The sequence below is a fragment of the Arthrobacter sp. CAU 1506 genome (assembly GCF_005047635.1).
In the GTDB taxonomy this organism is placed as follows: Bacteria; Actinomycetota; Actinomycetes; order Actinomycetales; family Micrococcaceae; genus Crystallibacter.
Window position 1 is genome coordinate 1 of sequence record NZ_SUKC01000002.1, and the last position, 11,585, is coordinate 11,585.

General features: G+C 67.3%; 11 protein-coding genes. 1 reads left to right on the forward strand and 10 read right to left on the reverse strand.

Annotation, left to right across the window (positions count from 1 at the left end):
* Positions 1-300 precede the first annotated feature (300 nt).
* The 4 genes from E4J89_RS02705 to E4J89_RS02720 form a co-directional block, all read right to left on the reverse strand.
* Positions 301-729 carry an HIT family protein gene (locus E4J89_RS02705; RefSeq protein WP_136784591.1) on the reverse strand — a complete coding sequence of 143 codons (429 nt, stop codon included), beginning with the start codon at positions 727-729 and terminating at the stop codon, positions 301-303.
* Between the two features lie 81 nt (positions 730-810).
* On the reverse strand, positions 811-1,971 hold the full coding sequence (locus E4J89_RS02710; protein ID WP_136784592.1) for an NAD(P)-dependent alcohol dehydrogenase: 1,161 nt from the start codon (positions 1,969-1,971) through the stop codon (positions 811-813).
* Between the two features lie 97 nt (positions 1,972-2,068).
* On the reverse strand, positions 2,069-2,908 hold the full coding sequence (locus tag E4J89_RS02715; RefSeq protein ID WP_136784593.1) for a sulfurtransferase: 840 nt from the start codon (positions 2,906-2,908) through the stop codon (positions 2,069-2,071).
* A 110-nt stretch (positions 2,909-3,018) separates the two neighbouring features.
* Complete coding sequence (locus E4J89_RS02720; protein ID WP_136784594.1) at positions 3,019-3,678, reverse strand: MBL fold metallo-hydrolase; 660 nt, start codon at positions 3,676-3,678, stop codon at positions 3,019-3,021.
* Between the two features lie 198 nt (positions 3,679-3,876).
* Here E4J89_RS02720 and E4J89_RS02725 point away from each other — a divergent pair, with 198 nt between their 5' ends.
* Entirely contained in the window at positions 3,877-4,311 is a 435-nt protein-coding gene (locus tag E4J89_RS02725) for a Fur family transcriptional regulator (protein ID WP_136784595.1), read from the forward strand.
* A gap of 111 nt (positions 4,312-4,422) precedes the next feature.
* Here E4J89_RS02725 and E4J89_RS02730 read toward each other — a convergent pair whose 3' ends face one another.
* The 6 genes from E4J89_RS02730 to E4J89_RS02755 form a co-directional block, all read right to left on the reverse strand.
* Entirely contained in the window at positions 4,423-5,316 is an 894-nt protein-coding gene (locus tag E4J89_RS02730; RefSeq protein WP_136784596.1) for a metal ABC transporter permease, read from the reverse strand.
* A 2-nt stretch (positions 5,317-5,318) separates the two neighbouring features.
* Positions 5,319-6,125, reverse strand: a complete 807-nt coding sequence (locus E4J89_RS02735) for an ABC transporter ATP-binding protein (protein ID WP_136784597.1) — start codon at positions 6,123-6,125, stop codon at positions 5,319-5,321.
* Positions 6,122-7,153 (reverse strand): zinc ABC transporter substrate-binding protein, encoded by a 1,032-nt coding sequence (locus E4J89_RS02740; RefSeq protein ID WP_136784598.1) that lies wholly within the window; start codon positions 7,151-7,153, stop codon positions 6,122-6,124. The genes E4J89_RS02735 and E4J89_RS02740 overlap by 4 nt, the downstream gene beginning before the upstream one ends.
* A gap of 135 nt (positions 7,154-7,288) precedes the next feature.
* Positions 7,289-8,338: a hemolysin family protein gene (locus tag E4J89_RS02745; RefSeq protein ID WP_240691661.1), complete on the reverse strand. Its 1,050-nt coding sequence runs from the start codon at positions 8,336-8,338 to the stop codon at positions 7,289-7,291.
* Positions 8,339-8,346: 8 nt separating this feature from the next.
* On the reverse strand, positions 8,347-9,687 hold the full coding sequence (locus E4J89_RS02750) for a hemolysin family protein (protein ID WP_136784600.1): 1,341 nt from the start codon (positions 9,685-9,687) through the stop codon (positions 8,347-8,349).
* A gap of 280 nt (positions 9,688-9,967) precedes the next feature.
* Positions 9,968-11,422 carry a GuaB1 family IMP dehydrogenase-related protein gene (locus E4J89_RS02755; RefSeq protein WP_136784601.1) on the reverse strand — a complete coding sequence of 485 codons (1,455 nt, stop codon included), beginning with the start codon at positions 11,420-11,422 and terminating at the stop codon, positions 9,968-9,970.
* Between the last annotated feature and the right edge of the window lie 163 nt (positions 11,423-11,585).

The window sequence follows — 11,585 nt, forward strand, 5'->3', positions numbered from 1 at the left end:
AGTCTGTGCCGGCGAAGCACCTCGCCCTTCGACCCGTTTGGCGCGGCCTCGTACTCCGCCAGGATCTCCATTTTCTCAGCCACAGTCCGAAACGGGCCAAGACGTGTTGATCTGGTCATTTCCAACATTTCTCCATCGGCCCTCATGAAACGGAATTCGTCTCACTTCAGGCTGACAGAGAGGGTACTGCCCCGCACCTGGACGACGCGGGGTGATCTCGACGCTAAGACCTGATCTCCCGGCCCGCAACGCCCGCGAAACGCCCCCACCGTATCATGTCCAGCAACCTTCCAGAAGGAGTCAGCCTTCGGGGACAAAGTCTCCGTGGCCGGCCTCGCGAAGCGCCGTCCGGAGCCGCTTGGCGGATTCCTCCATCACGTCCGGGTCGGGGTTCTGCTGGGCCCGCTTGAAGTCGAACTCGTCCTGGGAATTCGACGGCCAGACATGCAGGTGCAGGTGGTCCACCTCGAAGCCGGCGATGATCAGGCCGGCACGCTCCGCGCCGAAGGCCTCCATCTGCGCCTTGCCGATGGTCTGCGCGACCGCGGTGAGCTTCTGCAGCAGGGCCGCCGGGGCATCGGTCCAGCGGTCCACTTCCTGCCGCGGCACCACCAACGCATGCCCGTCCGCGAGCGGGCCGATGCTCAGGAAAGACACCACGTCGTCGTCCTTCCAGACGAAGCGGCCGGGGATCTCGCCGTCGATGATCTTGGTGAAGAGTGTGCTCATGTACGCCATCCTTGTCAGTGAGTCAGTCAGCTAGTCAGTGAGTTGGGCAGCCGCCAGCGGACCAGCGACCGCAGCAGGTGTTCAGTCGTTGAGTGAGGCGATGTCCAGCACGAACCGGTAGGCGACGTCGCCGGCCACCATCCGGTCGTAGGCCAGGTTGAGGTCCGGCGCGCGCACCAGTTCCACGTCGGCGGTGATGCCGTATTCGGCGCAGAAATCGAGCATCTCCTGGGTCTCGGCGATGCCGCCGATGTTTGACGCGCCGTAGGCAATCCGGTGGCGCATCAGCAGGTTGACCGGCACCGGCGGCATCGGCTCGGGCGGCACACCCAGCTGGATCAGCGCGCCGTCGCGCCGGATGGTCCGCAAAAACGGCGCCAGGTCATGGGCCGCAGACACCGTATCGATGATCAGGTCCACGCTGCGCCGGGCGGCGGCGAGCGCCTCGTCGTCGCCAGTCACCACCACATGGTCGGCGCCAAGCGCGCGGGCGGAATCTGCTTTGTCCGCCGAACTGGTGAAGACAGTCACGGAGGCGCCCATGGCCTTGGCCAGCTTGACGGCCATGTGGCCCAGCCCGCCGAGCCCCACCACGCCCACGGAATCGCCGGCTTCCACGCCGAAGTAGCGCATCGGCGAGTACGTGGTGATGCCCGCGCACAACAGGGGTGCCGCCGCGGCCGGGTCCAACTCCGGCGGCATCCGCAGCACAAAGTTTTCATCGACGACGACGGAGGTCGCGTATCCGCCCTGCGTCACCTCGCCGCCGTGGCGCCGGTCGCGGGCGCCGTAAGTGCCCACCGCGCCTTTCTCGCAGTACTGTTCGAGTCCCTCGTCGCAGGAGGTGCAGTCGCGGCAGGAGTCGACCATGCAGCCCACGCCGACCAGGTCGCCGATGGCATGGAGCGTCACGTCCTGGCCGATGGCGGTGACCCGGCCGACGATTTCGTGGCCGGGCACCAGCGGGTAGTCGATCTCGCGCCACTCCCCGCGGACGGTGTGCACATCGGAATGGCAGAGTCCGCAGAACGCGATGGCGATCTCCACGTCATGCGCATCCGGCTCCCGGCGTTCCACCTGCAGCGGCACCAGGCCGGAGCCGGGGGCCTCCACGCCATAGGCCAAGGCCGTGTTCATACCGCTCCTCGGTGTCTGGCGGTCCGATGCCGCGTGGGCCATCTGTTCCTGCTGAAGTGAAAGCGGTTTTCCCAGCGGCGGTGGTGCCGGACGGCCAAGTGTCATGAGCTTGACGCTACCGTTTGCCGGTCCGCCATGCCACCGGGACGCACCCTGCATGACGCTCCGGGTCCCGCGGTGAACCACGCCGGGCTGCCGGCGGTCATGGCTGCTCACCCGTTGCTATCGGCAGTTCCGGATGGCCGCACCACTGGGACCACGAGCCGGGGTACAACGCCGCCTCGATGCCGGCCTCCGCCAGGGCCGCGATTTGGTGCGCGGCGTTGATACCCGAGCCGCAGTAGACCGCGACATCCCGATCCTCGGCGCCCAGGTCCTTGAACCGCACGGCGAGTTCCGTTGCTGGCAGGAAATGCCCGGTGGCGGCAAGATTCCCTGTAGTCGGTGCGCTCACTGCGCCGGGAATGTGGCCCGCGCGCGGGTCCACCGGCTCCAGTTCGCCGCGGTAGCGCTCGGCTGCGCGGGCATCAAGCAGCAGCGAGGTCCTGGCGAAGTCCAACACGTCAGCAAGCTCCAACCGGGGCATGTGGCCGCTACCCAGTTCTACGTTGCCCAGTGATGCAAGCTCGTCGCCGCTGTCCAGTTCGAAGCCTCCGGCGCGCCACGCGGCCAGTCCGCCGTCCAACAGATACACGGTGTCGAATCCGCCGTCGCGCAACAGCCACCACATCCGGGCTGCGGACAAACCGCCGCTGTCGTCGTAGGCCACCACAACGTCGTCGTTGTTAATGCCCCAGTCCCGCGCGGCCTCGCGGAAGACTTCCGGCTCCGGCAGCGGGTGGCGTCCACCGGCAATCGTCGGCGCGGATGCCAGTTGGGACGACAGGTCCACATAGACCGCGCCGGGAATATGGTCCTGGCGGTAGCGGTTATGGCCGTCGCCGGCACCGTCGCCGAGTTTCCAGCGGACATCCAGCAGTACGGTGCGCTGTCCGGAGGTCATCCGTTCCCGCAGCGTCTGCACGTCCATCAGAGTCCTCATGAGATCTCCTCCTGACTGCTGGCGGGCATCGTTGTCCGCCGTGTCCGGCCAGTCCATCACAGCAGCAGGCACCGGGCCAAGCTGTGGACGGAGGCCGTCCACCTTGCGCGTCAGGCCAACTCCACGCTCTCCCCCGGCGACAGGTGTTGGTAGCTGGTGCCGTAGTGGCCGCCAAAGAGGGTCACGTGCTTTTCCACCAGCGGCAGGCCGCGGTCGCTGAGCCCGGCGTCGTGGATCGGGTACGCGTGCTCGGCGCGCATGGCCGTGACGAAGTCGATCACCTCGGCGGTCTTCGACCAGGGCGCGTGGATGGGCACCAGCACGTTCTTCACCATCAGTCCGTGCGGCACGATGAAGGAATCCCCCGGGTGGTACAGGTTGTCGTTAATGACGTAGCCGATGTTGGCCACCACCGGGATGTGCGGATGGATCAACGCATGCTGGCCGCCGAAGGTGCGGACGCGAAACCCCGGCACCTCGAACTCCGTCTCCGGCTCGGCGGCGTGAATCCGCGCCGCAGCCTCGGGAGCGAGCGCCCGGAGTTCGGCCGCCACCGAGGCCGGCGCATACAGATTCATTCCGTCCGTCCCCGCGAGCAGGCCGAGCACCCGATCCCGGTCCAGGTGGTCAGCGTGCTCGTGGGTCACCAGGACGGTGGAGGCACCGTCGAGCGCCTGCTCCACCTCGGAAAAATTGCCGGGGTCGATCACCAGGACGTGTCCGTCCTCTTCGAGCCGGACGCAGGAGTGGGTGAATTTTGTCAGCTGCATGGCACCAACCCTAACTGCGCCGGGCGATCCGCGGTATGGCAGCCTCTCCGGCCCGGGCATGGCAGCCTCTCCGGCCCGGGCATGGAGGCCTCTCCGGCACGGGCATGGCAGCCTCTCCGACCCGGCAAATCGGGCCTGCTGGTAGGCTGGATAGAGCCCACGGGCGTCCAGAACCAGCAGCAAGGAGCCGAAGCGGACATGTCCGTCCCGTCAGCCAAACCGCAGGCGCAGCGCCGCGGTTCGGAGCAGCGAGTGACCCGCCAGCGCGTAGCGGTGGCCACCGCTTTGGACAGCCTGGAGGACTTCGTCAGCACCCAGGAACTGCACCGGTTGCTGCAGGAACGCGGCGAGCCCGTCTCGCTGGCCACTACCTACCGGATCCTGCAGTCCATGGCCGACGACGGTCAACTGGACGTGATGCGCAACGGTGAGGGCGAAGCGGTCTACCGCCGCTGCGCCGTCGAGCACCACCACCATCACCTGCTGTGCCGGAACTGCGGCAAGACCGTGGAGATCGAGGCACCGGCGGTAGAACAATGGGCGCAGCGGATGGCTAGGGAGCACGGCTTCACGCAGGTGGCGCACACCGTGGAAATGTACGGGCTGTGCCCGGACTGCAGCGCGGCGCAGTAACGCCGCCCAGTAACTCCGCGCGGCGACCCGGCGCAGTAACTCCACTCGGCAACCGCAGCCAGCTACCCCAGTAACCCAGCGCGTAACCGCGTAACGCCGCGCGGCCCTGCGCTAGCCTGCGTTGACCTTGACCGCGGCCACCGTGCGCCGCCCCACCCGTCCGCGGCGCTGCCGACGGGCTCCGGTCAGCCGGCACACCACGTAGATCAGGAACGAAATCGTGGTCACGTAGGGGCTGATCGGCAGGCTGCCGCCCAGCGCCAGCAGGATTCCGCCCAGTGTTGCGGTCACCGCGAACAGCACGCTGAGCAGCACCACCACCCGGGGCGAACTGCTCACCCGGAGCGCGGCTGCCGCCGGGGTGATCACCAGGGACAGCACCAACAGCGCCCCGACCACCTGGATGGACAGCGCCACGGCCAGCCCCAGCAGGAACATGAACACGATGGCCAGCGCTCCGACCGGTACGCCGCGGGCCTCGGCCAGGTCCGGATCGGCGCTGGCAAAGGTCAGCGGACGCCAAATGGCCAGCAATCCCAGCACCACAACCGCCGATCCCGCGGCCAGCAGGTTCAACTGCACGGTGTCCACGGACACGATCTGCCCGGTCAGCAGGCCGAACTTGTTCGCCGAGCGGCCCTCGTAGAGTGAAAGGAACAGGATGCCCAGGCCCAGGCCGAAGGACATGATCACGCCGGTAATCGAATTCCGGTCCCGGGCGCGCATGCCCAGCACGCCCAGCACAACGGCCGCGATCACCGAGCCCACCAGCGATCCGAACACCACGTTGGCCCCGATGAGCAGCGCGAAAGCGGCCCCGGCGAAGGACAACTCGGCGATGCCGTGCACGGCAAAGGCCAGGTCCCGCATCATCACGAACACGCCGATCAGGCCGCCGACCAAACCCAGGACGGCGCCGGCGATCAATGAGTTGCGCACCAGCGGGAGCAAGTCGCCATAGTCGCTGAAATTAAAGACCGAGTTCAGCAGTTCCGAGACGTCCACCCCTACTCCCCCTCGCCGTGGTGGTGGGTGGTGGCGTCCGGCAGGCCGACCACGATGATGCGTCCCTGGTTGTGGATGACTTCCACGTGGCTGTTGTACATCCGCGACAGCACCTCGGTGGTCATCACTTCTTCCGGGGTGCCCACGCGGAACTGCCCGCCGGCCAGATACAACACCCGGTCCACGTAATCGATGATCGGGTTGATCTCATGCGTCACGAAGACCACGGCGCTGTTCTTCTCGTGGCATTGCCGGTTGATCATGGCGCTGACGGCCTGCTGGTGGTGCAGGTCCAGTGAAAGCAGCGGCTCGTCGCAGAGCAGGACCTTGGGGTCGGACGCCAGCGCCTGGGCCGCCCGCAGCCGCTGCTGCTCGCCGCCGGACAGTTGCCCCACCGGGGCTTCCGCGTACTCTGAGGCGCCTACCATTTCCAGCAGCTCATCCACCCGCTGACGATGCTTGCGGGTGTTCAGCCGGATGCCCCAGCGGTGACCATCCAGGCCCAGGCCCACCAGGTCGCGGGCCCGCAGCGGCGTCTCCGGGGCGAAGGTCTTCTGCTGCGGAATGTAGCCAATCTCCCGGCTGCCACGTTCCAACGGCCGCCCATTGATCTCGGCCGAGCCGTGGCTCAGCGGCTGCAGGCCCAGCAGCACGCGCAGGAAGCTGGTCTTGCCCGAGCCGTTCGGGCCCAGCACGGCGAAGAACTCCCCCGGCTTGATGGTCAAATCCAGGTCGTGCCACAGCACGCGCTGGCCGAAGGACAGCGAGGCACCCTGCAGGCGGACGGCGGCGGTCGCAGCCGCGCTCATCCGCGCAGCGCCTTTTCCACGGCGTGGAGGTTGCCGCTCATCCAGCCCAGGTAGTCCTGGCCTTCCGGCAGGGTCTCAGTGAAATTGACGACGGCGATGCCCGCCTTCTCTGCCAGCAGCCGGAGGCGCTGCGTTTGCGGGCCCTCGGTCTGTTCGTTGTAGGCGAGGAACCGGACCGACCCGCCGGTGACCAGGTCTTCGGCTGCTTTGAGGGCCTGCGGGGCGGCGTCGTTGCCTTCCTCGGCAGCCTCCATGAAGTCCTCGGGGGTCTTGTTCTCCAGCCCCAGGGCATCGAACAGGTGCAGCGGCACCGGGTCGGTGGCCGCTACGGCCGCCCCGTCGGCAGAGCCGGCCACTTCGTCCGCTTCGGCGCCCAACTTGTCCAGCCCGGCATGGAACTGCTCGGCATTGGCCTTGTAGGTGTCGGCCTGATCCGGGTCCAGCGCGGACAGCTTCCCGGCGATGGCATCGGCGACCTGGGCCATGGTGGCGAGGTCGTACCAGACGTGTTCGTTGAAGCCGCCGTGGTCATGGCCGGCGTGGTCATCCTGTCCGTGGCTGTGGCCGTCGTGGCCGGCGTCCTGCCCGGCGCCGCCGTCGTCGGTGTCGGTGGAGGCTGCAGTGTGTGCCCCATCTTGTGCACCGGGCAGCGGCGACAGGTCCACGGCAGTGATGATGTTGTTGTGGTCGACGCCGGTATCGTCGGCGAGGGTGTGCATGAACGTGTCATAGCCGCCGCCGTTTTCCAGCACGAGGTCAGCCTTGGACACCGCCAGCTTGTCGCGGGCCGATGCTTCGTAGGAGTGCGGGTCCTGGGCCATCCGGTCGATGATCGACGTGACCTCAACCCGGTCGCCGCCGATGCTGCGCGCCACGTCTCCGTAGACGTTCGTGGAAGCCACCACGCGCAACGTTCCCTGCGCCGTGTCCTCGCCTGCGGCCCCGCCTCCGGCAGCCGCGCAGCCGGACAGCAGCAGTGCCGTGGCGGCCAGGCCGGCCAGGACGGGGGTGGTGCGGGAGTGCCTCACGGGCGACCTCGGTTCTACTCACAGATGAGAATCAGTAACAATAAGGATTTCCAGAATAGCGCATTGCGAACCGTTCGCATTACCGCGCGCCGAGGGCGCGGAACCGCCTGAGCAGTTCCGCGCCCTCGGTGTTGGTTATTCGCCGGTCCGGCGCAGGCCCTGGGCCTGCGTTTCGTCGCGGATCTCGCCCACCAGGACTTCGATCACATCCTCGAGGAACAGCACGCCGTGAGTGCTGCCGTCGGTGCCCAGCACGCGGGCCAGGTGCGAGCCGGTGCGCTGCATGACGCCCAGCGCGTCCTCGATTTCCTCATCGAGCGCCAGATTGGCCAAAGTGCGGACCTTGGTGACCGGAATCGTCTTATTGAACCGGTCTTCCGGGATGGTCATGACGTCCTTCAGGTGCAGGTATCCGGTCAGGTTGTCCTCTGCATCGGCCACGGCGAACCGGGAGAACCCGGTCCGGCCCACCACCCGCTCAAACTGCTCCGGGGTGGTATCCACGCCGATGGTCACCAGCTGGTCAAGGGGCACCATCACGGTGGCCGCGGTGACGGCCGAGAACTCCAGTGAGCTGGAGATCAGTCCGGCGTCGTCGTCCACCAGCCCGTGTTTCGTGGATTCCTGCACGATCGACTGGACTTCCTCCAGCGTGAAGGTGGAGGACACCTCGTCCTTCGGTTCGATCCGCATGGCCCGGAGAATGTGGTTCGCCGACCAGTTCAGCGTGGCGATGACCGGCCGCACCACCTTGGACACGGCCACCAGCGGCGGGGCGAGCAGCAGCGCGGCCTTGTCCGCCACGGAAACGGAGATGTTCTTCGGCACCATTTCGCCAAAGGTCACGTGCAGGAAGGTCACCAGCAGCAGCGCCACGGCAAAGGAAATCCCGTAGGAGACCTCATGCGGAATGCCCAGCCAGCCCTCCAGCGGCAGCAGCAGCAGTTCCTTGATCGCCGGTTCAGCCACGTTCAGGATCAGCAGCGAACACACGGTGATTCCCAGCTGGGCACACGCCAGCATCAGGGAGACGTGCTCCATGGCCCACAACGTGGTCTTGGCACGCTTGGATCCGCCCTCCGCCAAGGGCTCGATCTGGCTGCGGCGGGCGGACATGACGGCAAACTCGGCACCGACAAAGAAGGCGTTGCCCAGCAGCAGCACCACCAGCCAGAAAATACCCATGGCCGCCATCAGAGCTCACCCGCCTTGCCGGCATCGGGCAGCCCGGCCCCGGCTGCCGGGTCGGGGATGAAGCGCACGCGGTCCACCCGCCGTCCGTCCAGCCGCTCGACCTCCAGCGTGCCGCCGTCCACCGGGACGGTGTCGCCAACAACGGCAATCCGGCCCAGCTCGGCCATGATGAAGCCGCCCACCGTTTCATAGCTGGCCTCGTCAGGCACGGTCAGCTGCGGAATCTGCTCGGTGACCTCGTCCGGACGCATCAGTCCGGGGAAATACCAGTTCCCGGCGGCGCTCTGCAGCACTCCGGGCTTGACCCGGTCGTGCTCGTCTGCGACCTCGCCGACGATTTCCTCCACCAGGTCCTCCAGCGTGACCACCCCCGCGGTTCCGCCGTATTCGTCCAGGACGACGGCGAACTGCAGGTTCGCGGCGCGCAGCTCGGAGAGCAGCGAATCCAGGTGCACCGTCTCCGGCACCCGCAGCACATCGGTCATGATGGTGGCCGCGGGCAGCGCCGCACGCTTCGGGCGCGGGACGCCGATGGCTTTCTTGATGTGCGCGACGCCGCGGACGTCGTCGGGCGAATCGCCGAGCACCGGGAACCGGGAGTAGCCGGTCCGGCGGGCAGCGGCAATCAGGTCGGCCACGGTCTGGTCGGCATCGATGAACTCCACGCGGATCCGTGGGGTCATCACATCGGCAGCGGTCCGGCCGGAGAAGGACAGCGTCTTGGCGAGGAAGTTAGCGGTCCCGGCGTCCAGCGTGCCCATTTCGGCTGAGCGGCGCACCAGCGATGCGAGCTCGGAGGGAGTCCGCGCGCCGGAGAGCTCTTCCTTGGCCTCCAGTCCGAACAGGTGGAGCACCTTGTTGGCAAAGCCGTTGAGGATCAGCACGAAGGGCTTGAAGACCGCGGTGAAGATCAGCTGGGGCCGCGCCACCAGCTTGCCGACTGCCATCGGCAGCGCGATGGAAGCGTTCTTCGGGACCAGTTCGCCCAGCAGCATGGAGAGCAGGGTGGCGATCACCATGGCGACCACAGCCCCGATCGGCTGAATCACTGCCTCGGCCAGGCCGAGGGCCGCCAACGGCGGACGCAGCAGGCTGCTGATCGCCGGTTCCATCAAGAAACCGGTCAGCAGCGTGGTCAACGTGATGCCGAGCTGGCAGCTGGACAGCTGCGTGGAGAGGGACTTCAGGCATTTCAGCAGCGGCACTGCGCCACGGTCGCCTTTGTCGACGGCGCGCTGCACAGTGGGCTGGTCGAGGGCCACCAGGGCGAATTCAACGGCAACAAAGAAACCGGTGCCGAGGATCAAGAGCATGCCGGCGGCGATTTGGACCCATTCCATCAGCGCGCCACCGTCCTGCAGATCAGGCGGTCAGATGGAGGGTGGTCATCCGAGCCCGGACTAGAAGGCTCCTGACCGGCCGCGTTGGCGGCAAGTGTGTGATGGGCACGTGCACGGGATTTGCCGGTGCTGGGTGACGCCTCGCAATTGACCACCACTTGGGCGGCTCCCGCAGTGCGGCATGCACTGGCGGGGCGCGTCACGGACCGGCTCCTAGAATAGCTGTCCATTATGCGAACTAGCGTAGCAGGCAGACCCCGCCGCGGGACCCCCTGCTCCGCTACCAGCTCTGCGGTACCGGGCGGCCCTCCTCATAGCCAGCGGCCGACTGCACACCGACGATGGCCTGCTCGCGGAACTGCACCAGATTCTGCGCGCCGGCATAGGTCAGCGAGCTGCGCAGGCCGGCGGTGATCTCGTCCAGCAGGTCCTCCACACCGGGACGCAGCGGGTCGAGGTACATCTTCGAGGACGAAATGCCTTCCTCGAAAAGTGCCTTGCGCGCCCGCTCGAAGGCGTCGTCGCGGCGGGTCCGGTTCTGCACCGCACGGGCCGAGGCCATGCCGAAACTTTCCTTGTATTTGCGACCGCTGCTGTCCGTGAGCAGGTCCCCGGGACTTTCATGCGTGCCGGCGAACCAGGAGCCGATCATCACCTGGCTGGCCCCGGCCGCCAGCGCCAGCGCCACGTCGCGCGGATAGCGGACCCCGCCGTCGGCCCAGACATGCGCGCCAAGCTCGCGTGCGGCTTCCGCGCATTCCTGCACGGCCGAGAACTGCGGACGGCCCACCGCGGTCATCATCCGCGTGGTGCACATGGCGCCCGGCCCCACGCCGACCTTGACGATGTCAGCGCCGGCTTCCACCAGGTCGCGGACCCCTTCGGCGCTGACCACGTTGCCGGCCACCACGGGAACCTGCGGATCCAGACTGCGTACGGCGTCGAGGGCGTCGAACATCTTGCGCTGGTGCCCGTGCGCGGTATCCACCACCAGCACGTCCACTCCCGCCTCCAGCAGCGCCTCGGTCTTGCCCTTGACATCGCCATTGATTCCGACGGCGGCCGCCACCCGCAGTCTGCCCTGCGGGTCCAGCGTGGGGGTGTAGATGGTGGACCGGAGCGCGCCCGAGCGGGTGAGCGCACCCAGCAGCACGCCGTCGTCGTCCACCACCGGGGCGAATTGCGCCGACGCCGAGTCGAACAAATCGAAGGCCTGGCGCAGCGAGGACTCCATCCCGGCGTCGAACATGGACGCCTCCAGCAGCAGCGGGTGGGCCGCCATCACCGACTCCAGCGCGGCATAGCGGTCCACGCCCTCGCAGTCCTCGGCGCGCACCACACCCACGCACTTGCCGGCGTCGTCCACTACCGCGACGGCGCCGTGCGACCGCTTGTCCATCAGGTGCAGGGCGTCGATGACGGTGTTGCCTGCGGTCAGTTTCAACGGGGTCTCAAAGACGGTGTGGCGGTCTTTGATCCAGCCGGTGACCTCCGCAAGCACCTCCAGCGGCACATCCTGCGGCAGCACGGCAAGCCCGCCCCGGCGCGCCATCGTCTCCGCCATCCGGCGCCCGCTCACGGCGGTCATGTTCGCCACCACCAGCGGAATGGTGCTGCCCGTGCCGTCGCCGGCGGACAAATCCACGTCCAGCCTGGAGGTGACGTCGGAGCGCGAAGGCACCAGGAAGACGTCTGAATAGGTCAGGTCGGTCATCGGCTGGTTGATCAGGCGCATGGCTGCTCACTTTCCTCGTCGCCGTGCAGGCCGCCGGAACGGCCGGTGCAGGTGGTACGGGAACCGTACGGTGCCCCGGGAGCCTGCGGCAGCGCACCGCAGTGGAGGCGCCAAGCTCCCCCGGAAAGTCTAGAGGCAGCGGCGCCGGGAACGAATCGGACAG

Bases quoted from the DNA above. Each gene is read 5' to 3' on its own strand.
- E4J89_RS02705 (WP_136784591.1), bottom strand. From the start codon at position 729: ATGAGCACACTCTTCACCAAGATCATCGACGGCGAGATCCCCGGCCGC.
- E4J89_RS02715 (WP_136784593.1), bottom strand. From the start codon at position 2,908: ATGAGGACTCTGATGGACGTGCAGACGCTGCGGGAACGGATGACCTCC.
- E4J89_RS02725 (WP_136784595.1), top strand. From the start codon at position 3,877: ATGTCCGTCCCGTCAGCCAAACCGCAGGCGCAGCGCCGCGGTTCGGAG.
- E4J89_RS02735 (WP_136784597.1), bottom strand. From the start codon at position 6,125: ATGAGCGCGGCTGCGACCGCCGCCGTCCGCCTGCAGGGTGCCTCGCTG.
- E4J89_RS02745 (WP_240691661.1), bottom strand. From the start codon at position 8,338: ATGGGTATTTTCTGGCTGGTGGTGCTGCTGCTGGGCAACGCCTTCTTT.
- E4J89_RS02720 (WP_136784594.1), bottom strand. From the start codon at position 3,678: ATGCAGCTGACAAAATTCACCCACTCCTGCGTCCGGCTCGAAGAGGAC.
- E4J89_RS02710 (WP_136784592.1), bottom strand. From the start codon at position 1,971: ATGACACTTGGCCGTCCGGCACCACCGCCGCTGGGAAAACCGCTTTCA.
- E4J89_RS02750 (WP_136784600.1), bottom strand. From the start codon at position 9,687: ATGGAATGGGTCCAAATCGCCGCCGGCATGCTCTTGATCCTCGGCACC.
- E4J89_RS02755 (WP_136784601.1), bottom strand. From the start codon at position 11,422: ATGCGCCTGATCAACCAGCCGATGACCGACCTGACCTATTCAGACGTC.